The organism is Veillonella dispar (genome assembly GCF_900637515.1).
Taxonomy (GTDB): domain Bacteria; phylum Bacillota; class Negativicutes; order Veillonellales; family Veillonellaceae; genus Veillonella; species Veillonella dispar.
Genome location: NZ_LR134375.1, coordinates 1,058,499 through 1,079,870 on the forward strand (window position 1 = coordinate 1,058,499; position 21,372 = coordinate 1,079,870).

A 21,372-nucleotide genomic window follows, 5' to 3' on the forward strand; every position below is an offset into this window, starting at 1 on the left:
TTCCTATGAGCGAACAATTACATTCTATTGAAGAGGTCTTACAAGACCTTAAAGCTGGCAAACCTGTTATTATCGTTGATGATGAAAGCCGTGAAAACGAAGGCGATCTTATCATTGCTGCAGAGTTTGCTACACAAGAAAATATTAACTTTATGGTTAAATACGCGCGAGGTATCGTATGTACACCTATGCGTCGTGAAGCCTTAGAAAAGCTTGGCATTCCTGCAATGGTTGCCAAAAATACAGATAACCATGAAACTGCTTTCACCGTAACTGTTGACCATGTAGATACTACAACAGGCGTATCTCCAGCAGAACGTGCGTATACAATTCAAAAATTATTAGATCCTAATGCTAAACCAGAAGACTTCCGTCGTCCTGGTCACGTATTCCCTCTAGTATATAAAGAGGGTGGCGTTTTAGTACGCCAAGGCCATACAGAAGCATCTATCGACCTTTGTCGTTTAGCAGGCTTACAAGAGGCAGCTGTTATTTGTGAAATCACAAAAGACGATGGTGATATGGCTCGTTTGCCAGATCTATTACAATTTGCAAAAGAACATAATCTTAAAATTGCATCTGTAGCAGAACTTATTGAGTATCGTAAACAACATGAAGATATGGTAGAACTCGGTGCTTGTTCTAAACTACCTACTAAATTTGGTGACTTTAATATCTTTGTATTTAAAAATGATTTAGATCATAAAGAACATTTAGCTATTGTTAAAGGTGATGTACAAAACTGTGACGATGTTCTTGTACGTATTCACTCTGAATGTTTAACAGGTGATGTATTCGGTTCTAAACGTTGTGACTGTGGTGAGCAATTAGATAACGCGTTACGTGCCATCGAAAAAGAAGGTAAAGGCGTTGTAGTATATATGCGTCAAGAAGGCCGTGGTATCGGTTTAACAAATAAAATTAAAGCCTATGCTTTACAAGAGCAAGGTTTAGATACTGTAGAGGCTAATGAACAATTAGGCTTCCCTGCAGATATGCGCGAATATTCTTTGGCTGCTCAAATTATCCGTTTCTTAGGTATTAAGAGTATTCGATTGTTGACAAATAATCCAGAAAAACGTCATGGCTTAGAACATTGGGGTATTGATGTCACTAGCCGGGTACCGCTCATTATTGCAGCCAATAAATTTAATGCAGGGTACTTAAGGACAAAAGAAGAAAAAATGGGTCATATGTTAGAAGACTAATCATTTAGTTTTATTTAATAAATTGCTCGTCACATAAGAATTTCCTTTATAGGAATATAGGAGGTCAACATAATGAAGGTTCAAGAAGGTAATTTACTAGGTAGCGGTAAAAAATTTGCTATTATCGGTTCTCGTTTTAACGAGTTCATTACGTCCAAATTAATTGGTGGCGCTGAAGATTGCTTATTGCGTCACGATGTAAAAGAAGAGGATATCACTGTTATCTGGGTACCAGGTGCTTATGAAATCCCATTGATCGCTAAAAAAGCTGCTTCATCTGGTCGCTTCGATGCGATTATCTGTGTTGGTGCCGTTATCCGTGGTGCTACAACTCATTATGACTATGTATGTAATGAAGTAGCTAAAGGTATTGCTCATGTTTCCTTGGAAACAGGTATTCCTGTTATGTTCGGTGTAGTAACTACTGAAAATATTGAACAAGCGATTGAACGTGCTGGTACTAAGGCTGGTAATAAGGGTTACGATTGTGCTATGGGCGCTATTGAAATGGTTAACCTTATCGATAAATTCTAATAATTACATAGTAAACACTCAGTGTCTTATGATGCTGAGTGTTTTTATATTATCGAAAATATGTTCCTTTATCTTGGAAATAGACTAGACGAACATGTATTCTCTATTATTGAAAAGTAAATCTATGACATGATATACTATATAAGCACTATTAAGCGCATATGATGTATTAATTAGAAATAAGGAATGATAGAATGGATTATATAAAACGTTTTACGACCCGCGAAGGGGTCCGTATGTCTTTAGCGGTAACAACAGATACTGTTGAAACAGCTCGCGTGCGTCACGATTTGTGGCCTGTAGCAACAGCTGCTTTAGGTCGCGCTATGACGGGTGCTATTTTGTTGGCAGGGGACTTTAAAAACCATGAAAATGTAAGTCTTCGTATCAAAGGTGATGGTCCGTTAGGAGTTGTTCACGTAGATGCTTTTGCAGATAATACAGTTCGTGGCTATGTGGATGAGCCTCATGTAGATGTACCTTTAAAACGAGCTGGTAAGCTTGATGTAGGTGCTGCTGTTGGTCATAATGGTGAAGTACAAGTTACTCGCTTTACACAATTAGCACAAGATTATACCTCTACAAGTCCAATTCAAAGTGGTGAAGTAGCAGAGGATTTGGCCTACTATTTATATGCTTCTGAACAAGTACCTTCTACTATTAGCTTAGGTGTATTGGTAGACCCAGATTATCATACAGTTGTAGCTGGTGGCTTTATCGTACAAGCTTTACCAGATGCTACAGATGAAGCATTAGCACAAGTAGAAAAGAATATTAACGAACTTGGTCCAATTACAGAGTATTTAAAAGCACATCCAGATGGTAAGGGCCTAATGGAACGCGTTCTTGATGGCTTGACTGTTAATGAAGTATATAATGAACCAATTCAATTCCAATGTCGTTGTGGACGGGATCGCTTTGGTGCCGTACTTATGACATTAAGAGAAGAAGATAAACAGGCTATTTTGGAAGATGAAGTAACAGAACTTGTATGCCATTACTGTAATGAAAAGTATCATTTTAGTCGTGAAGAACTACAAGATATGTTCGAACCAAAAGGTCCAATTCAATAAGATTTTTATAATATGTAGAAAAATACAGGCTACTAGGTTTTTCCTATAGCCTGTTTTTCTATTCTATGAGAAAATAAAAGATAGAGTGATTAATAATAGGAGGTCACAATGAGTGCAATTGGCGTAATTGGTGGTACTGGTGTTTATGATCCGTCCATCTTTGAAAATATTCATGAAGAATCCTTAATGACACCATATGGTGAAATAGATTATGTACAAGGTACATACCATGGAAAAACTGTAATCTTTGTAGCTCGTCACGGCAAAGATCATACAATTCCTCCGCACAAAATTAACTATCGTGCTAATATTTGGGGGCTCAAAAAATTAGGCGTTACATTTATTATCTCTACAACAGCTGTAGGTTCCTTAAATGAAAACTTCAAGCCTGGTCATTTCGTGTTGACTGATCAATTCTTAGATTTCACTAAGAACCGCATCACTACATTCTATGAAGGTGGTGACCGTCCAGTAGCACATCTAGATGTAACAAATCCTTATTGCCCTGAATTACGTGATATTCTTCAAAAGGTAGGTGCTGAACAAGGCCTAACAATTCATAATGGCGGTACCTATGTATGTACAGAAGGCCCTCGTTTTGAAACTCCAGCGGAAATTAAAATGTTCCATATGCTCGGTGGTGATACAGTAGGTATGACAAATGTACCAGAAGTAAATTTAGCTAATGAAGCTGAAATGGCATATGCTACTATTTCTATGATTACAAACTATGCAGCAGGTATTTCTGAATCTGCGTTGACACATGGTGAAGTGGTAGAAATGATGGGTGACATGGCAGCTCAACTTAAAGCTCTTATTTTAGGTGCTATTGATGCAATCGATGTAGATGCTCGTTATGACGCGCATAATCGCATGCAAGAATATGGTGGCTTTAAACTATAATCCATTCATAATGAAATACAATAGTTCATCGAAGGAGAAGGTATGATTAATATTGAATGGCGTAAAGATACGCTGGTATTATTAGATCAAACTAAATTGCCTACTGAAATTACATATGTTCACTGTACAGATTGGCGCCAAGTAGCCGAAGCTATTAAAATGCTTCGCGTTCGTGGCGCACCTGCTATTGGTGTAGCTGCTAGTTATGGCCTCATTTTAGCGGCTATGGAAGCAGGACGTTTGGAGGTTCCTTTTAGTGAACAACTTACAAGCTTATATGAATTTAGTGAGACCTTAAAGGAAACTCGTCCTACCGCAATTAACTTAGCTTGGGCTGTAGATCGTGTTATTTCTCTTGTAAAAGAGCATGTTGAAAGCATGTCTTCTATGAGTGAAGTAGTAGAGCTCATTAGAAAAGAGGCTATTATAATTCACGAAGAAGACGTGTCATTGAACCGTCGTATGGCTGAAGCAGGAGCAACTCTATTTGAAGGTCAAAAAAATATTCGTATTCTAACACATTGTAATGCTGGTGCATTAGCTACAGGTGGTTTAGGAACAGCACTCGGTGTTGTCCGTAAATTACATGAAAATGGACAATTAGAACGGGTATATGCGGATGAAACAAGACCATTATTACAAGGTGCTCGTCTTACTGCTTTTGAACTTCATGAGGATGGTATCCCTGTCACTCTTGAGACTGATAATATGGCAGCTTATGCGATGCAACATGGCCTCATTGATGCCGTTATCGTCGGTGCTGACCGCATCACTACAAAAGGGGATGTAGCCAATAAAATTGGTACCTATGGTGTAGCTGTGCTAGCTAAATTCCATAACATTCCATTTTATGTAGCAGCGCCATATAGTACATTTGACTTTACCCTTGAAAACGGTACGGATATTCCTATCGAGATGCGCGACGATTATGAAGTAACATCTCTACATGGTGTTCAAACAGCGCCTAATGGAATTGATGTACTTAATCCTGCCTTCGATGTGACGCCACATGAACTAGTGACTGCCATCATTACTGAAGAAGGTGTTTTAAAACCAGACTATGAAGAGTCTATTGATAAACTACGTCAAATTGTAGAAGCTAAATAATCTATTATTGTTATGATGTAGATTTATGAGTAAAAGGAGATATTATGCAATCTTTAATTAAAGATATTAATTTAGCAGCAGAAGGCCGCAAGAAAATTGATTGGGTTTCAAACTTTATGCCTACATTAAATACATTAGGCGATCGTTTTGAAGCAGAACAAACTTTCAAAGGTCAAACCATTGTTGTAAGTGTTCACTTGGAAGCAAAAACAGCATACTTAGCTACTGTTTTAAAACGCGGTGGTGCTGATGTTATTGTAACTGGTTCTAATCCATTATCTACACAAGATGATGTAGCGGCAGGTCTCGTTGATATGGGCCTAACTGTATATGCTTGGTATGATTGTACTGAAGAAGAATACTTCAATTTCCTTAATAAGGCACTTGATCATAAACCGCACATTATCATCGATGATGGTGGCGATTTGGTAAACTTGTTACACACAACTCGCCAAGATGCTAAGGAACGCCTTTTAGGTGGTAGTGAAGAAACAACTACAGGTGTACATCGTCTCTATGCTTTAGAGAATGCAAAACAATTGACATTCCCTATGATTGCAGTAAACGATTCTTACTGTAAATATCTCTTTGATAACCGTTATGGTACAGGTCAATCTGTTTGGGATGGTATTATGCGTACTACTAACTTAACCGTAACAGGTAAAAATGTAGTTGTTGCTGGTTATGGTTGGTGCGGTAAAGGCGTTGCTATGCGTGCAAAAGGCCTTGGTGCTCATGTATATGTAACAGAAGTAGACCCAATTAAAGCGATTGAAGCAGTATTTGATGGATTCAAAGTATTACCTATGATTGAAGCTGCTAAAGTTGGGGATATCTTCTGTACTGTAACAGGTTGTAAAGATGTAATCGTGAAAGAACATTACGAAGTAATGAAAGATAAAGCTATTTTGTGTAATGCTGGTCACTTTGATTGTGAAGTTAACGTAGCTGATCTTACAGAACTTGCAGTAAGTCATGAACGAGTTCGTCAAAACATCGAAGGTTATACTATGGCTGATGGCCGTAAACTCTATGTATTGGCTGAAGGTCGTCTAGTAAACCTTGCCGCTGGTGATGGTCATCCTGCAGAAATCATGGATTTATCCTTCGCAATGCAAGCTCTTGCAGCAGAACATATCTTGCATAATGGCAAAGATATGGAACCTAAGGTATATGTATTGCCTCATGAATTAGATGCGGAAATTGCAAAACTTAAATTAAATTCCATGGGTTACGATTTAGATTCCTTAACACAAGATCAAATCGATTACCTTACAAAAGTAAACTAATTTCGAATCGAATTACATCTACATTTAATAGAAAGCTAATGGCTTTGTACTAAACAACAATGTGCTAGATGTATTAGTTTTCTAATTTTACGAATATAACCGAGCTACTTTAGCTCGGTTATACCTATGAGGAAACCTATGTCTGATTTATTGATTACCAATGTAGACGTCCTAACTAATGAGGGCGTTCTTAAAAATCATGCCATTGAAATTGAAAATGGTTATATTGCCGCTATTTTAAAGGATAGTGATATTGAAAAAGCAAAAGATTCTGCAAAGGAAGTACTAGATGGTAAAGGCCAATTAGCTGCACCAGGTTTAGTCAATACTCATACGCACATTGCAATGGGCTTATTTAGAAACTATGCAGATGATCTTGAGCTTATGGATTGGCTAGAAACTGCAATTTGGCCAACTGAAGCCAAGCTTAACGACGAGTATGTACGTTATGGTACACAACTAGGTGTGGCTGAAATGTTACGCTCTGGTACTACAACATTTAGCGATATGTATTTCTTTATGAATACTACAGCTGAGGTAGTAAAAGAAACAGGTATTCGCGCCGTACTATCTCGTGGTTTAGCAGGTGTATCTCCAACAGCCGATCAAGCATTAGTTGAAAATGCTGATTTATTCCGTACTTGGAACGGCTTTGATAATGACCGCATCAAGGTATTATTGGGACCACATGCGCCTTATACTTGCCCAGACGAATATATGGAAAAGGTTATTGCCTTATCCCATGAATTAAATTGTGGTATTCACATGCACTTGTCTGAAACAAAAGGGGAAGTAGAGAATGTTATAAAAGCTACTGGCAAGACACCAATAGCTCATATGCATGACTTAGGCTTATTCTGGAATACTACATTAGCTGCACATTGTGTTCATGTGACAGACGAAGATATGGCTATTATGGCAGAGAATAATGTAGCTGTTGCACATAATCCACAATCCAATTTAAAATTAGCAAGTGGTATTGCTCCAGTGCCTGAAATGATTGCTAAAGGTATTACAGTTGGTCTTGGTACAGACGGTTCTGCATCTAATAATAATGCAGATATGCTTGAAGAAGTACGCCTTGCTGCTACATTGCATAAGGCGCGTCTCTATGACCCTAAAGCGATTCCGGCACAAGCAGCGTGGAACATGGGCACTGTAGAAGGTACAAAAGCCTTAGGTTATAAAGATCTAGGTGTACTAGCTGAAGGGTATCGCGCAGATATCGTATTGTATGATGTATCTGGTATGCACTGGATGCCTCGTTATAACGATTTAGCAGCACTTGTATACTCAGCTAATAGCTCTGATGCTAATACTACAATTGTAGGCGGCAAAGTTCTTATGAAAGATAAAGAATTGCTTACTATTGATGAAGAAAAACTTCGCGTAGAAATTACAAAAGCTCAAGAGTATTTTAGAAACTAATATTTAGCAGCGACTATATTCATTACTATTAACGTATATTAGCTAATAAATGGATTAGTATATAAAGAAAACCCACTCATGATACTTCATGGAGTGGGTTTTGTATTATGTAATAGTAGTTTTACTGACCTATTAGCTATTATTCAATATCTATTTAATTGCTTTTACTAAAAACATAGGTACAGGAATGTAGAATTCATCTTCTTCACTGTAAATACGAGGTCCTACAGTAGGATCAATCGATACAGAGCTGGCACCCATTTTTGTGAGTAGTTCCTTATCCCATTGTGGACGTGTATAGGATGAAATTTCTAGCATATGGTATATTGTGTGGCAACGTTCCTTTAATTCATTGCTAACATGTTCATGCGCATGATGTACAGATTGTGGTAAATCATGATGATTGCGTGCGTGTTCTGCATCATAGTTTAGAATTAAACCACCAGGACGGATAACACGTAACCATTCAGCATAGGCTTTATCTGGATGCGGTAAATTCCATGTCACATTGCGAGCCACAACGATATCAAAGGTATTAGTATCAAAGCTTAGGTTTTCTGCATCCATAACGGAGAAGGTAGCATCAGATTGTAAAGACTCAGCAAGTTGATTAGCCTCATCAATCATATTAGGTGTAATATCGATACCATGTACTGTATGGCCCAATTCAGAGAGAATAATGCTGAAAAAACCTGCGCCACAGCCAATATCTAAAATTCGCAAAGAACGGTCAGAATCAAAAATATGACTCATTAATTCATCGCGCCAAAGTTTAAGCTTAGGGCTTTCCAATTCTTTAGCTCGTAAAGAACCGAAATCACGCGCTCGATCGCTCCAATAAGAGGTAATAAACTCTTTGTCATCCTTCATAGAATGATTTTTTTTAAATATATCGTTCATATTTTTGTTCTCCTCATTTTTAATACACTTAATAGTACCATAAAATGAGAATGTACCATACTATAAATATCACACTTACTACATAAATAATTAATATTGAGTATGATATAATACATCTATATTTTTGTTTTATGAAAGGGCAGGACAATGATTTTACAGACGGGACAACGTACGGATATTCCTGCCTTTTATGGGCAATGGTTGATTAATCGTGTTCATCAAGGATTTGTAGATGTTCGAAATCCTTATAATCTACTGCAGATAACACGGTATCCTATTAATCATGATGTGGTAGATGGTATTGCATTTTGTACAAAGAATCCTTTGCCTTTCATTCCATTACTAAAAGAAATAAATGATTATAGACAGTTTTGGCACATGACCATAACTCCTTATGGTCCAGATATCGAGCCTTATGTACCCAAAGTAGATTCTGTAATAGATGGATTTAAACAAATATCTACGAGACTGAATCCTCAATCCATGGTGTGGCGTTATGATCCTATTATTTTAACCCATAACTATACAATAGATTTCCATTTTGAAAGCTTTTATAACATGGCTAAGGCTCTAGAAGGATATACGGATACGGTAGTTGTAAGTTTCTTAGATATTTTTGATAAGGTGGCTCAGAACTTCCCTGAAGGCTTTAGACCAAGTGTTGATGTACAACATAACCTTATTAAGGAGCTTATTTCTATTGCTCATTCTTGTAATATGGACCTTAAAACCTGTGGAGAAGGGGATACATTTAAAGCATTAGGGGCTAATACGGAAGGTTGTTTAACCTTAGAGTGTTATGAACGGGCTTGGAATGTTTCGTTAAAAGCACCTAAACGGGCACCAGCAAGACCGGAATGTAATTGTTATTTACATGGTGATATAGGTGCCTATGATAGTTGTAGTCATTTCTGTCGCTATTGTTATGCCAATACAAATCAGGCTGCAGTCCGGCACAATCGTATGTTACATGATCCAAATTCTAGTTTACTTATTGGACCGCTTCCAAAAACAGCAATTATCAAAGAAAGCACGGAAAAAAGCTGGATTATTGATACAAATTATAAGCAAGAAACTCTATTTTAGTTGGAATTACGATGCTATATAATGCTTATTTCGTTGACGTATCGTGTAAAATAGATAACAAAGGGGGTTGTCAAAGGGACACCTCAGGAATATAAGAGAGTGAATAGACTTATTAATTGTTTAGTTGTTTTATTATCACAAGGAGGTGTCGTATGATAACCTACAAAAGTGATACTAAAGATTCATCCTTAGTATCACGTGAAGATTCTATGCCAGTTCTTGCCATGTGCTATGATTTTGATAAGACTTTAACCCCGGATGATATGCAGGCACAAGGATTTATTCAATCTGTTGGCTATGATGAGGAGCAAATTAAGCAGTTCTGGCAAGAATCTAATCAATTGGCTAAGAAAAATGATATGGATAATAACTTGGCCTATATGTATAAGATGATCCAAGAAGCAGTAGGTCGCTTTTATGTAACTAAAGAAAAGCTCATGGAATATGGGAATCAAGTAGAGTTGTATGACGGTGTTCGTACTTGGTTTGAACGTATTAGAGAGTATGGATTAGAACATGGGGTTCGCATTGAACATTACATTATCTCTTCTGGATTGAAAGAGATGATAGAAGGCACAGAAATGGCGAAAGAGGGAGCTTTCACCAAAATATATGCCAGTGCATTTATGTTCGACGACAAGGGGGTAGCCGTATGGCCTGCGCAAGCAATTAACTATACGAATAAAACTCAGTTTTTGTTCCGTATTCAAAAAGGAATTCTAGATATTAATGATACAGGCGTTAACGATTATATTAAGCCTGAGGACCAACGTGTACCATTCCGCAATATGATTTATATTGGGGATAGTGATACAGATATTCCTTGCATGAGCCTTGTTAACGCAAATGGAGGTCATTCCATCGGTGTTTATGATCCTATTAAAAAGGACAAAGATAAAGTATATAAAATGATGCGTCATCACCGTATACGCTATTATGCACCAGCAGACTATACAAATGGTTCTCAGTTAGATACATTAGTTAAACAAATTATACGCAAAACAGCAGCATATGAAGTGTTAGAGGGCGAGTATATTCATTGTAAACACGAAGCAGAGGAGTAATATGGAACAATCTAAGTTGACAAGTGAATGGATACAAACGTTTAATCGTTTAGGTTCTGAAGGTAAATTAAAACCTACCGTACCATATCATGATTTATTTAATCGTAAAGAGCTAAAAGGATTTCCGTTACATACATTGCCTATGTGGACTGTAACATTCCCAACAGGCCATATTACGTGCTGTGATCCTTTGGTAACATTACCTAATAAACCAGATACGTATATTAGAACGGTAGAACCAGGTACGTATTTGTTAGAAACAAAAATTATTGAAATTGAACCAAATGAGTATCGCTATGTGGCAAGCCGTGTTGTTTTTAGTGGTAATGAGCCTGTGAACTATGAATTGGCTTTAAAAGGTACGGAAGACTTAACAGATCTTGATGATGGTGAAAGCTACATCGGGTTCCCTGTAGATTCTGGACTTGCTACTGTAGTTGATGCAGAAACTATCGAAACCTATAGAAAGTTTTATGATCAATGGCATACAAACTATCCAGACAAAAATATCTATGATGATTACTACAGTGACTTATTCCAATTAAATGCATTGGCATATCCACAATTCCAACGGTCTAAAGGGGATTGGATTAACTTTACAATTCCTGAAACTGAATTAACAGTACCTATGATTCAATCAGGCTTTGGAGATGGTTTATATCCTGTATACTGGGCCTTTGATAAAGATGGTCAAATCTGCCAACTGATTATGGAATATATTGATTGCAGCGAAGCATATCAATAATATGATCTAGTGTAGTATGTAAAGATATAAACCTAATAAACTTAATATATACAAAAAAGACGCTTAGCATACTAAGCGTCTTTGTCTTTTATATAATATATTTAATTGTAAGGTCTAAACTCCAAAAATCCAGTTAACGAATACACGAAGGATACTAAGGCCTACAATAATTTCAGCTAAGAATCTTAAGGAACCTTCCATACCATTACCTAAATGTTTTAAACTGCCAATTTTGGCTTTACTTACGATGTCACACCAGCACATATAATACCTCCGTGAGAGTTAATATGAGTAAATTACATAATTTATATGACTATTTTACAACCTTATATCAAAAATTTCAATATGTATTTAAAATTAAATAATAATAATTCTACACATACATCTATAATAATGAAATTGTAGTTACCATAAACCTACATAAAATAAGGAATTATAAGCATCTAGTTAGTTTGATATATATTAAGGTTATGTAAGACTTATATAAATATATATAGCTAAATGATGTTATATAAAAAGATAGTTGTATTAGATACTAAACATTATTTAAGAGCTTATATGTATATACACCTAAGGTTAATGATTAATAAGCTTAGAAAACATAATTTAAATATTTACATATATTAATTTTTATATAGTGAGATTAACTAGGTTACATAAATTAAATTAGAATTATAAGGTTAGATAAATTGAGTTAAATATTGTGTAATAGACTGGATTACATAATATGAAACGATAGGATCTGTTGATTGAGTAATTTAAAGGCTTATTTGGGTTGAAATGTAAATAAACTAGCTTATAGATATATAGGTTAGTTTTTTATTTGTTTTTAAATTACTTCCGATAACGATATATTATCGGAAGTAATTATATAAAGAAAATTGGGCCTATATGGCCCAATCCCTTATATTATATAGTTTTTTAGCTATTTAAGCTTATTTACGTTTAAATGTGTATGGTTCGTATTCTACATCATTATGACGGTTAGTCCACCAATTCCAACCGATTCTTGCAAGCTTCCATGCAATAAAGCCTACGATGATTCCCAATACTAAGCCTGTTAATACATCTGTTGGATAATGTACAAATAGATATACTCTAGAAAATGCTACTACTAATGACCCAAGTAATGCTATAATTCCCAAATATCGCTTCTGAGGCGCTATTTGACTCAAGCCTAGGTAAATGGTCATGGCAGATGCAAATGAACCAAAACTATGGCCTGACGGGAATGAATAACTATTTGCTTTTGGTAATGCAGACTCTAATGGTACTGTTACATTAGGAAAATCTACAAATGGCCTTAATCGAGCTACATGTGGTTTTAAACCTTGGTCACCAATGATAAATACAAATCCTAATGCAATTATTATCGCAACGCCTAATACACGATATTTTTTCTGTAACATCAATAATAAGGCAATGACAATCCATAAGGCACCGCTGCCAGTAATTTTTGAAATAAATGCCATAATTGGTGTTAAAAAACTATATACAAGATGGTCATGTACATAGAAGATCAAGGAGTGATCAAATTGTAAGATTGTGTCCATAGTTTCCTCTTCTATTTTACTAAATGATAATTGCTGAGAATGATTGAGAATAGATTATATCCTCAATATTCTGTATTGGATTTCCATATACTTTGTAATATGTATATATTGGTTTCTCAATTACATCCAAATAATAGCCTAAACTATTTATACCTCATGGTCAATAGTTTAGGCTATATTTAATAAAATCTTTAATTATGGTTTCTTTTTATCTGATTTTTTAGTTGAACCTTCAGGTGGCATTGTTATGATCGTATCTACTGGGTCATATACAGATTCAAAGGAATCAGTTTGTGTAACCCAGTTACCATATGTTATGGTTCTATACGTATTCATTGTTAAGCCTACATGCCCCTCTTGTACTTCTTTTTCTTTTAAAGATGGATCTACGCGTGTAATTGTCTTATTTGGTATTTCACTACGATCACCAACTGAAATAGATACATTTTTAGGCTTGTCTTGAGCAGTACCTATAATATAGATGGTTAGTGTACCATGATTCATCACACTGAGAATATAAATGGATTGTTGGTATGGATTTCTAAACTTAAAGTCTAAATAGCCCCATGCTACTGTAGCATCACGACCAGCTTGAATATATCCAACAGGTTCAAAGTGAGGTGTACGTTCTACAATATTCATGCCAGATAATAAGGCTGTATTAAAGATGGTAGAACTAACTTGGCAAATGCCACCACCAATACCTGGAACTAATTTGCCATCAATCATTACCGGTGCATCATCATAGCCAGCCTCAGCAGTACGCTCGCCTACAACATCGTTAAAGGAGAATACTGCACCAGGTTTAATCAATGTACCATTGATTTTATCAGATGCGAGTTGAATGTTATGTGTTCTGCTTTCATTATTTGGATCAAAATCTGTACTAAAGGATGCTAGAACGGTATTTAATGGTTTTAAATCAGAATCAGTAACCTTAATAGTATTTTTTGTGGTAAATACCATAGATAGAGATGTGATGCTTTCTCCAGATTGTAATTGATCCTTAAGGTTTTGTAAGGTTGCATCAATATCAATGCGTTTACCTTCTTTAGCAGGATGGAATACAACTTGACCATTCTCAATGGTTAGATATGCATCATGTCCTGGCGTATCAATTGATTTGGCAAGTTCTGTAAGGTAAGTTTTGCTTTTTACCTCGTCTAGCTTATATTGAGGTTGAAAATGTTGTCCATAATATAAGGCATTAAATCTATGTGAAAGCAAGGTCCACCAATCATCTTCATACCCATATGTAGAAATAGCTTTTACTACAGCCTCAGTATCTACTTGAATACCTAAATCATGATACGTAGCCTGTTGTTTTTTATTATTCCCCATATCAATGGATATAGTCTGTTGTGGTATTTTACTATTTAGTTCTTGTATTCGATCTTGTAATTCACCCTTTGGTGTATTAGATAGATCTGTATCATTGTAAAATACACCATACGATGTATTTTCTGTTGGGATGTATGAGCAGCCGCTCGTACTCAGCAGGACAAGCATAGTCCCTAATATTATATGTTTTTTACTCATTGTATTATAAACTCTCCCAAATTAGTCATTATATTCTCTAATTATAGCATATAAGTACCTATTCTATGGTACAATTATATTGATATTTTTAGGGGTAAGGGTGAATTATGTCAGAGTCTAAGGAACAACAAAAACATTTCTATTTGCGCAATAATGATGCGCTTATGAATAGTACAAAGTTGTCTATGAAAGCCAAGCAAAGTATATTACTATCTAAGGCTGAAAATACTGTGGATGCTTACGAATCGGATTGGGATGATTTCGTAGATTGGTGTACCTATCAAAAGGTATCTTATTTTCCGGCTACACCAGAAACCATAGTTAACTATATTAATGATCTTGCTGATTATGCTAAGGCAAATACAATCTCTCGTCGTATTAGCGCTATATCTGAGAATTATAATGCCTCTGGACATCGGGATAATCCATGTATGGCACCAATCGTAAAACAAGCGTTACGAGGGATTAGACGTTTAAAAGGTACATTCCAACAAGGTAAGACACCAGTTCTATTAGAAGATATCGAAGATATTCTAGATTGTATGACTAAACTAGATGTACCTGAATTACAGCTATTACGAGATAAGGCCATTCTTTTAATTGGATTTATGGGTGCTTTTCGTCGTAGTGAAATTTCAGCTATTACAGTAGAGCATCTACAGTTTTCTCCGCAAGGTGTTGAAATCTTTGTGCCATCCTCAAAAGCGGACCAAGAAGGTCAAGGTGCTGTGGTAGCCATTCCTCATATACCTGGCTCCCCTTTAGATGCTGTGAAGGCCTTACAACAATGGTTACGTGCTTCTGGTATTTCTGAAGGCCCTATATTTAGAGGTTTTACTAAAAATATGTCATTACGTAAAACGGCTATATCCGATAAGATGATTGCAGAAATCGTAAAAAAATATATTTCTCTTATCGGTCTTGATCCAACTATGTATGGTGCCCATAGTCTACGTCATGGCTTTGCAACAACTGCTGCAGCTTATGGTGTAGAAGAACGTAATATTATGCGTCAAACACGTCATCATAGTGTTAATATGGTTCGTCGTTATATTAATGAAGCGAACAAGTTTGTAGACAATCCTATTTCCACAATTTTTGAAAAGCGATTTAAATAACAATCATATATCAGTTAATAAAATAAAGTATATAACAAAAAGCAGCTATCTCTACCGAGTAGCTGCTTTTTTGCGTGGGATATTCCCATATATATTTAGTTTTGAGCCACATAGTCCAAAGCTCTAACTGGACTATTAGATTTATGTGCTGGTACCTTTAATACTGTACCAGGTACAAGTGTACCAGAATCACTGATGTTGTTAAGTTCTTTCATGGCATATACCATTTCTCGAACATCCATATCTTTATGAGCTGTACGAGCTGCAATATCCCACATGGTATCGCCTGCTTGTACCTTTACTTCACGTACTGCATGTGTATTTGTATCTGTTACAGGATTTGTCATATTATAACCAAATAATACTGTTAAACACATTCCTAGCATCATTAATATATTTTTCATATCATACCTCACATTTATATCGAACATAATATCTGAGAACATTTGTTTGTTTACATGAATATGATAGCACACAAACAAATGTTCGGTCAAGACTTTTAGAACAAATGTTTGCAAAAACTTTTAAAATTGCCTATAATAAGTATGTAAGTTAGTAATTATCTTACTTTTTTATTATATAGTATGACATGTGTTATTTTTTACGCATAAAATATTGACAATATATTGACTTTGGAGGTTCATCGTGAGACGCCCTGCTACAGATATTAATACTAAACAGCGCCGTATATTAGATTTTATTAAAGACTCATTACATAATGAATATCGTTGTCCTACAGTTCGTGAAATCTGTACACATGTAGGACTTAGTTCTACATCTACTGTACAATCTCATTTGAATGCTCTTGAAAAGTTTGGTTATATTAAACGAGATCCTAATAAAAACCGTGCTATTACTGTTTTAGAGGATACAAAACCTTCTATTTCTGTAGATGGTAATGAAACTTCCAGTTCAGATAACTTTGAATTTTTAGGTGCCGGTCTTAAACAAGTACCTCTTATTGGTACTGTTCAAGCTGGTATGCCTATTACTGCTGTAGAAAACTTAGAGTCTACCCTTACATTGCCTGTTCAATTGACTGGAGATTCTGATTGTTTTTTACTTCGTGTTCAAGGCGAATCTATGATGAATATCGGTATGTATGAAGGCGATATGCTTATTGTACGTCATCAAAATACAGCTAATAATGGAGACGTTGTAGTGGCTCGTATTGATGATGAAGCTACTGTAAAACGTTTTTATAAAGAAAATGGACATATTCGTTTACAGCCTGAAAATGATGATTTTGATCCTATTATTGTGGATGACTGTCATATTGAAGGCCTAGTAATCGGTCTTGTACGAGATAGAATTTAACAAAAAACGGCTACATATTGTAGCCGTTTTTTTGTTATTATACACTTTATATTTTATTATAACTATTTTTTCTGCGTAGTGTTGCAAATATAGCACCTGAAATATTATGCCATACACTAAAGATAGCTCCTACTAGTGTTGCTAAAGGATTTAATGCAAAATTTGTTGCTGCTAATGTAACCGCTAACCCACTATTTTGCATCCCAACCTCTATCGCTAATGCTGTAGTTTTATCATATCTTAATTTAAGTATATATCCTACACCTAATCCTAACAGCATGCCGAGCATATTATGAATACCAACAACTATTAGTGTTTCTAAGCCAGAAATTAACAGTTTATCTCTATTAACAGCAATAATGGCCGCTATTAATAATATTATAGCAATCATTGAAACAATAGGACTTATACCAGTTAATGTATTAATTCGTGACTTACATACATATTGGATAATTGCACCTAATAAGATGGGGACTATAATCACTTTTATCATAGTTATTATCATTGGTAGTAATGCAACATTTACCCATGTACCTCCAATATATAGGATTAGTAAAGGCGTTACAATAGGGGCTATTAATGTTGACGTAATTGTCATCCCTACTGATAAGGGGACATCACCTTTTGCAATATACGTTATTACATTGCTAGCAGTTCCACCTGGACAACAGCCAACTAATATAACACCTATTGCTATGTCTGGTGGTAACGTAAAAATATGACAGATTCCCCAAGCCAATAAAGGCATAATTGTATATTGAGCAAGTACACCTATACATATATCCTTTGGATGTCGGAGAATACTACACAAATCTTCAAATTTAATAGTTAGCCCCATACCAAACATAGCTATGCCAAGTAAAAATGGTGTATAGGCTACGGCCCAAGAAAAGTAGGAAGGCATTATATAAGCAACACAAGAAAAGCCTATGATTAATATCATTAAGTTTTTAGTTATCAACTGATTTAGTATTATTAGATTCTTCATAACTTCTCCTTCCTAATTTGGATCATAGGAGAAGTTATCTATTAGTCGTGTAGTACCAATATATACTGCCATGGCAACTAGAACAGGTGAAATGACCTTTTGAACAGGTTGCATAGTATTAGCATCTACAACTGAAATATAGTCAATTTTAGCAAGAGGCTCTGACTGTATAATTTCTGTCATAGTATTAATAATGCTATCCGCAGAACAACCTGGTTCAATAGAGGATTTACCTTTTTGAATCGATTTATATAATATAGTTGCTGCTTTACGTTCGTCACTAGATAAATATGTATTACGAGAGGATTTTGCTAATCCATCATGCTCACGCACAATAGGAACACCAATAATATTTACAGGGAAATTTAAATCAAAAACCATTTTACGTATAATAGCTAATTGCTGTGCATCCTTTTTACCAAAATATGCATTGGTAGGCTGTATAATATTAAAGAATTTAGCTACAACAGTACAAACACCTTTAAAGTGAATTGGTCTACGAAGTCCACATAATGTATTAGATAAATCAATAATATCTACGAAGGCCTTTTTATCTTGATACATTTCCTCTGAACTAGGTGTAAATATGAGGTCAACGCCATGTGATTCACACAATTTTTTATCGTTATTAATATCGCGTGGATAGGTGCTTAAGTCTTCATTTTCTCCAAATTGAATGGGATTCACAAAAATAGAGACAATTACCTTATCATTATTCTTTCTAGCTTGATCTATTAAAGAAGCATGTCCGTCGTGTAAAAATCCCATAGTTGGTACATAACCAATCGAATACCCTTCTTTTTTCCAATTACTAATCGTATTGCGTACATCTTCAATTGTAAGTACATGTTCCATAATGATTCCTCCGTTTATTGTAAATACGAAGATAGTCCTATACAGTCTACTGTAATTCGATCAATAACAATTAATTTTGATCAACTAATAAACCATGTTTTTCATAGTTTTTTATTTGATTTATCTTATTGTTTGTATCTACAAATACAACGAGAGGCTTATGGCTCTCAACTTCACTTTCATTTAATTGGGCATAACACATGATTATAATTTTATCATGTACTTGTACATGCCGTGCAGCAGCACCATTTAAACATATAACCCCACTGCCGGATTCTCCAGCTATAGTATATGTACTAAATCGTGCACCGTTATTAATATTTACAATTTGAACTTGTTCATATTCTCGTATTCCTGATGCATTCAATAGATCTGTATCAATAGTAATGCTCCCTACATAATCAAGTTCTGCTTGTGTCACAGTGGCTCTGTGAATTTTACCTTTTAACATTGTTAGTTCCATGTTAAACTCCTTGTGTTTTAATGTAATCGCCTTATGGTCGATTCGAAATATCACAAATTGTTGTTTATCATGAATTAACAGTAGACTAGAGTATAGTTAAAATTACTATCTCCAGAGAGATTATATCATAAATAAAACCTTACATATTATAAAAATTACATCATTTTAGTAATACTATATGAATGCATATTATGCTTCCTACTTATAAAATAAAAACAGTAGCTACTTATGATAGCTACTGTTTTTTTATCTGTATATTTTATTTTACGTATTCTGCTAAAGCTTTATCAATATATGCTGCTTCATCAGCACTAGGATCACACATTGGCAAATTAAATACACCTGCAGGTAAGCCAATTTTACGAGCTGCATATTTAACAGGAATAGGATTTGTAGTGATAAACATAGCTTTTATAATATCTGCTAAGCTTTGATGAATACGAAGTGCTTCGTGATTATGACCCGATTCATAGGCTTGAATCATTGCATTCATATCTTTGCCAGCCACATGGGATACTACGGATACTACACCACATGCACCAACAGATAACATTGGTAATGTAAGTCCATCATCACCGCTGTATACCATGAAATCGTCTCCTGGTATTAAGCGTTTGATTTCAGATGCAATCATAAGATTTCCACTTGCTTCTTTAATAGCGCATACATGTGGATATTCACTGTGTAATTGCGCTAGTGTTGTAGGGAATATACCTGTTCCCACACGGCTTGGTACATTATATACCATGATTGGAAGTGTAGTAGCCTCTGCAATAGCTTTAAAGTGTAAATATTGCCCTTGTTGATTTGGTTTATTGTAGTAAGGTACTACAACTAATAAACCATCAATTCCATCAATTTTAGATACTTCTTTTACAAATTCAACAGAGGATTTTGTGTCATTTGTACCTACATTAGCAATAATAGAACCTTTATGACCACACTCTTTAGCAATAGCTGTAAATAATGCTAATTTATCCTCTTTAGACATGGATGGATTTTCTCCTGTTGTACCGCATACAACAAGTCCATCAGACCCATTATCCAATAAATGATGAGCAATAGCTACACTATTTTCTATATTAAGGGATCCATCATTATTAAATGATGTAATCATAGCCGTTAATACTCGACCAAAGGTTTTCATATCTGTCCTCCCCTTGATAGATTAAAAAGCTTGTTTTTCTACCAAGTATTCAGCAATTTGCAACGCATTAAGTGCTGCACCTTTACGAATTTGGTCCCCTACAATCCAGAAATTCATACCTTTGTCGTTATATAAGTCTTTACGAATACGGCCGATTTCACAGTCGTTTTGATTAGATGTATATAATGGCATTGGGTAAATTTGTTCTGCAGGATTATCTTTTACTTGTAAACCAGGGAATTTCTCACATGCTGCTTTGAAAGCTTCTACAGAAACTGGTTCTTCTGTTTCTACTAAAACAGATTCAGAGTGGGAACGATACACTGGAACACGTACAGTAGTTGGTACAACTTGAATTGTGTCGTCGTGAAGAATTTTTTGTGTTTCATGAACCATTTTCATTTCTTCTTTTGTGTAATCATTGTCCAAGAACACATCAATTTGTGGTAAAAGGTTAAATGCTACAGGATAATGTTTAGGCGCAGAACCTGTTGGCAATAAGTTTGCAGTCATTTCTTCGCCGGCTGTATATTGTTTTACTTGGTTTTCAAGTTCTTCAATACCTTCTTTACCTGCACCAGATACTGCTTGATATGTACTTACAACAATGCGTTTAATTGGAGAAATATCATGAAGTGGTTTCAAACCTAAGCTCATAATAATAGTGGAGCAGTTAGGATTAGCAATGATACCTTTATGTTTTAAAATATCTTCTGGATTTACTTCTGGTACTACAAGAGGTACTTCAGGATCCATACGGAATGCACTAGAGTTATCAATAACGATAGCGCCTCTTTTAGCTGCTTCTGGTGCTAATGTTTTAGAAATAGAACCACCTGCAAATAGAGCGATATCAATATTTGCAAAAGATTCAGGTTTAGCTTCCTCTACTACATATGTTTTACCATTAACGGTAAGTTCAGTACCTGCAGAACGAGCAGATGCTAACAATTTTAGATTTTCATATGGGAAATTACGCTCTTCAATAAGTGTAATAAATTCAGCACCTACTGCACCAGTAGCACCAAGAATTGCAACATTAGGTTTTTTCATTA

22 protein-coding genes are annotated in these 21,372 nt (G+C 35.4%); 12 read left to right on the forward strand and 10 right to left on the reverse strand.

The features are described from left to right. Window positions 1-5 precede the first annotated feature (5 nt). The 7 genes from EL171_RS04850 to EL171_RS04880 all read left to right on the forward strand — a co-directional run bounded on the left by EL171_RS04850 (window position 6) and on the right by EL171_RS04880 (window position 7,542). Window positions 6-1,208, forward strand: a complete 1,203-nt coding sequence (locus EL171_RS04850) for a bifunctional 3,4-dihydroxy-2-butanone-4-phosphate synthase/GTP cyclohydrolase II (RefSeq protein ID WP_039969190.1) — start codon at window positions 6-8, stop codon at window positions 1,206-1,208. A gap of 72 nt (window positions 1,209-1,280) precedes the next feature. After that, window positions 1,281-1,742: a 6,7-dimethyl-8-ribityllumazine synthase gene (gene ribH / locus EL171_RS04855; RefSeq protein ID WP_005386591.1), complete on the forward strand. Its 462-nt coding sequence runs from the start codon at window positions 1,281-1,283 to the stop codon at window positions 1,740-1,742. Between the two features lie 194 nt (window positions 1,743-1,936). Then, entirely contained in the window at window positions 1,937-2,815 is an 879-nt protein-coding gene (gene hslO / locus EL171_RS04860; RefSeq protein ID WP_005386593.1) for an Hsp33 family molecular chaperone HslO, read from the forward strand. A 108-nt stretch (window positions 2,816-2,923) separates the two neighbouring features. Continuing rightward, window positions 2,924-3,718, forward strand: coding sequence for an S-methyl-5'-thioadenosine phosphorylase (gene mtnP, locus EL171_RS04865; RefSeq protein ID WP_005386595.1), 795 nt, complete (start codon window positions 2,924-2,926; stop codon window positions 3,716-3,718). A 42-nt stretch (window positions 3,719-3,760) separates the two neighbouring features. Further along, complete coding sequence (mtnA, locus tag EL171_RS04870) at window positions 3,761-4,825, forward strand: S-methyl-5-thioribose-1-phosphate isomerase (protein WP_005386597.1); 1,065 nt, start codon at window positions 3,761-3,763, stop codon at window positions 4,823-4,825. A gap of 44 nt (window positions 4,826-4,869) precedes the next feature. Further along, window positions 4,870-6,114 (forward strand): adenosylhomocysteinase, encoded by a 1,245-nt coding sequence (locus tag EL171_RS04875; RefSeq protein ID WP_005386599.1) that lies wholly within the window; start codon window positions 4,870-4,872, stop codon window positions 6,112-6,114. A gap of 138 nt (window positions 6,115-6,252) precedes the next feature. Beyond that, entirely contained in the window at window positions 6,253-7,542 is a 1,290-nt protein-coding gene (locus tag EL171_RS04880) for an amidohydrolase (RefSeq protein WP_039969193.1), read from the forward strand. A 150-nt stretch (window positions 7,543-7,692) separates the two neighbouring features. Here EL171_RS04880 and EL171_RS04885 read toward each other — a convergent pair whose 3' ends face one another. Beyond that, on the reverse strand, window positions 7,693-8,442 hold the full coding sequence (locus EL171_RS04885) for a class I SAM-dependent methyltransferase (protein WP_005386602.1): 750 nt from the start codon (window positions 8,440-8,442) through the stop codon (window positions 7,693-7,695). 147 nt (window positions 8,443-8,589) lie between these two features. Here EL171_RS04885 and EL171_RS04890 point away from each other — a divergent pair, with 147 nt between their 5' ends. The 3 genes from EL171_RS04890 (at window position 8,590) to EL171_RS04900 (ending at window position 11,337) form a co-directional block, all read left to right on the forward strand. Beyond that, window positions 8,590-9,528, forward strand: coding sequence for a DUF1848 domain-containing protein (locus EL171_RS04890; protein ID WP_005386604.1), 939 nt, complete (start codon window positions 8,590-8,592; stop codon window positions 9,526-9,528). Window positions 9,529-9,680: 152 nt separating this feature from the next. After that, window positions 9,681-10,592, forward strand: coding sequence for a haloacid dehalogenase-like hydrolase (locus tag EL171_RS04895; RefSeq protein ID WP_005386606.1), 912 nt, complete (start codon window positions 9,681-9,683; stop codon window positions 10,590-10,592). A 1-nt stretch (window position 10,593) separates the two neighbouring features. Continuing rightward, complete coding sequence (locus tag EL171_RS04900; RefSeq protein WP_005386607.1) at window positions 10,594-11,337, forward strand: DUF4241 domain-containing protein; 744 nt, start codon at window positions 10,594-10,596, stop codon at window positions 11,335-11,337. 114 nt (window positions 11,338-11,451) lie between these two features. On the opposite strand, the gene EL171_RS09930 is transcribed toward EL171_RS04900, so the two are convergent. The 3 genes from EL171_RS09930 to EL171_RS04910 all read right to left on the reverse strand — a co-directional run bounded on the left by EL171_RS09930 (window position 11,452) and on the right by EL171_RS04910 (window position 14,429). Then, window positions 11,452-11,601: a hypothetical protein gene (locus EL171_RS09930; protein ID WP_005386608.1), complete on the reverse strand. Its 150-nt coding sequence runs from the start codon at window positions 11,599-11,601 to the stop codon at window positions 11,452-11,454. 671 nt (window positions 11,602-12,272) lie between these two features. Further along, on the reverse strand, window positions 12,273-12,890 hold the full coding sequence (locus EL171_RS04905) for a phosphatase PAP2 family protein (RefSeq protein WP_005386609.1): 618 nt from the start codon (window positions 12,888-12,890) through the stop codon (window positions 12,273-12,275). 195 nt (window positions 12,891-13,085) lie between these two features. Further along, entirely contained in the window at window positions 13,086-14,429 is a 1,344-nt protein-coding gene (locus EL171_RS04910) for a VanW family protein (RefSeq protein ID WP_005386610.1), read from the reverse strand. 107 nt (window positions 14,430-14,536) lie between these two features. Here EL171_RS04910 and EL171_RS04915 point away from each other — a divergent pair, with 107 nt between their 5' ends. Then, window positions 14,537-15,547: a site-specific integrase gene (locus tag EL171_RS04915; protein ID WP_005386613.1), complete on the forward strand. Its 1,011-nt coding sequence runs from the start codon at window positions 14,537-14,539 to the stop codon at window positions 15,545-15,547. A gap of 95 nt (window positions 15,548-15,642) precedes the next feature. Here the strand turns inward: EL171_RS04915 and EL171_RS04920 are convergent, their stop codons facing one another. Beyond that, on the reverse strand, window positions 15,643-15,951 hold the full coding sequence (locus EL171_RS04920; RefSeq protein WP_039969196.1) for a LysM peptidoglycan-binding domain-containing protein: 309 nt from the start codon (window positions 15,949-15,951) through the stop codon (window positions 15,643-15,645). 241 nt (window positions 15,952-16,192) lie between these two features. On the opposite strand from EL171_RS04920, the gene lexA reads away from it, so the two are divergent. Continuing rightward, complete coding sequence (lexA, locus tag EL171_RS04925) at window positions 16,193-16,864, forward strand: transcriptional repressor LexA (RefSeq protein ID WP_005386617.1); 672 nt, start codon at window positions 16,193-16,195, stop codon at window positions 16,862-16,864. A 46-nt stretch (window positions 16,865-16,910) separates the two neighbouring features. Here the strand turns inward: lexA and EL171_RS04930 are convergent, their stop codons facing one another. From EL171_RS04930 to EL171_RS04950, 5 genes are all read right to left on the reverse strand, one after another. After that, window positions 16,911-17,852 (reverse strand): bile acid:sodium symporter family protein, encoded by a 942-nt coding sequence (locus tag EL171_RS04930; protein ID WP_005386618.1) that lies wholly within the window; start codon window positions 17,850-17,852, stop codon window positions 16,911-16,913. 12 nt (window positions 17,853-17,864) lie between these two features. Next, the gene (panC, locus tag EL171_RS04935) at window positions 17,865-18,707 is read right to left on the reverse strand and encodes a pantoate--beta-alanine ligase (RefSeq protein ID WP_005386620.1); all 843 of its coding nucleotides are present in this window, start codon (window positions 18,705-18,707) and stop codon (window positions 17,865-17,867) included. A 70-nt stretch (window positions 18,708-18,777) separates the two neighbouring features. Next, complete coding sequence (gene panD, locus EL171_RS04940; RefSeq protein WP_039969198.1) at window positions 18,778-19,170, reverse strand: aspartate 1-decarboxylase; 393 nt, start codon at window positions 19,168-19,170, stop codon at window positions 18,778-18,780. A 259-nt stretch (window positions 19,171-19,429) separates the two neighbouring features. Next, on the reverse strand, window positions 19,430-20,317 hold the full coding sequence (dapA, locus tag EL171_RS04945) for a 4-hydroxy-tetrahydrodipicolinate synthase (protein ID WP_005386622.1): 888 nt from the start codon (window positions 20,315-20,317) through the stop codon (window positions 19,430-19,432). A 21-nt stretch (window positions 20,318-20,338) separates the two neighbouring features. Next, the gene (locus EL171_RS04950) at window positions 20,339-21,370 is read right to left on the reverse strand and encodes an aspartate-semialdehyde dehydrogenase (protein WP_005386623.1); all 1,032 of its coding nucleotides are present in this window, start codon (window positions 21,368-21,370) and stop codon (window positions 20,339-20,341) included. Window positions 21,371-21,372: the final 2 nt, after the last annotated feature.

Excerpts from the sequence above, each read along its gene's own strand:
- EL171_RS04850 (WP_039969190.1), top strand. The coding sequence starts at position 6 with ATGAGCGAACAATTACATTCTATTGAAGAGGTCTTACAAGACCTTAAA.
- ribH (WP_005386591.1), top strand. The coding sequence starts at position 1,281 with ATGAAGGTTCAAGAAGGTAATTTACTAGGTAGCGGTAAAAAATTTGCT.
- hslO (WP_005386593.1), top strand. The coding sequence starts at position 1,937 with ATGGATTATATAAAACGTTTTACGACCCGCGAAGGGGTCCGTATGTCT.
- mtnP (WP_005386595.1), top strand. The coding sequence starts at position 2,924 with ATGAGTGCAATTGGCGTAATTGGTGGTACTGGTGTTTATGATCCGTCC.
- mtnA (WP_005386597.1), top strand. The coding sequence starts at position 3,761 with ATGATTAATATTGAATGGCGTAAAGATACGCTGGTATTATTAGATCAA.
- EL171_RS04875 (WP_005386599.1), top strand. The coding sequence starts at position 4,870 with ATGCAATCTTTAATTAAAGATATTAATTTAGCAGCAGAAGGCCGCAAG.
- EL171_RS04880 (WP_039969193.1), top strand. The coding sequence starts at position 6,253 with ATGTCTGATTTATTGATTACCAATGTAGACGTCCTAACTAATGAGGGC.
- EL171_RS04885 (WP_005386602.1), bottom strand. The coding sequence starts at position 8,442 with ATGAACGATATATTTAAAAAAAATCATTCTATGAAGGATGACAAAGAG.
- EL171_RS04890 (WP_005386604.1), top strand. The coding sequence starts at position 8,590 with ATGATTTTACAGACGGGACAACGTACGGATATTCCTGCCTTTTATGGG.
- EL171_RS04895 (WP_005386606.1), top strand. The coding sequence starts at position 9,681 with ATGATAACCTACAAAAGTGATACTAAAGATTCATCCTTAGTATCACGT.
- EL171_RS04900 (WP_005386607.1), top strand. The coding sequence starts at position 10,594 with ATGGAACAATCTAAGTTGACAAGTGAATGGATACAAACGTTTAATCGT.
- EL171_RS09930 (WP_005386608.1), bottom strand. The coding sequence starts at position 11,601 with ATGTGCTGGTGTGACATCGTAAGTAAAGCCAAAATTGGCAGTTTAAAA.
- EL171_RS04905 (WP_005386609.1), bottom strand. The coding sequence starts at position 12,890 with ATGGACACAATCTTACAATTTGATCACTCCTTGATCTTCTATGTACAT.
- EL171_RS04910 (WP_005386610.1), bottom strand. The coding sequence starts at position 14,429 with ATGAGTAAAAAACATATAATATTAGGGACTATGCTTGTCCTGCTGAGT.
- EL171_RS04915 (WP_005386613.1), top strand. The coding sequence starts at position 14,537 with ATGTCAGAGTCTAAGGAACAACAAAAACATTTCTATTTGCGCAATAAT.
- EL171_RS04920 (WP_039969196.1), bottom strand. The coding sequence starts at position 15,951 with ATGAAAAATATATTAATGATGCTAGGAATGTGTTTAACAGTATTATTT.
- EL171_RS04930 (WP_005386618.1), bottom strand. The coding sequence starts at position 17,852 with ATGAAGAATCTAATAATACTAAATCAGTTGATAACTAAAAACTTAATG.
- panC (WP_005386620.1), bottom strand. The coding sequence starts at position 18,707 with ATGGAACATGTACTTACAATTGAAGATGTACGCAATACGATTAGTAAT.
- panD (WP_039969198.1), bottom strand. The coding sequence starts at position 19,170 with ATGGAACTAACAATGTTAAAAGGTAAAATTCACAGAGCCACTGTGACA.
- dapA (WP_005386622.1), bottom strand. The coding sequence starts at position 20,317 with ATGAAAACCTTTGGTCGAGTATTAACGGCTATGATTACATCATTTAAT.
- EL171_RS04950 (WP_005386623.1), bottom strand. The coding sequence starts at position 21,370 with ATGAAAAAACCTAATGTTGCAATTCTTGGTGCTACTGGTGCAGTAGGT.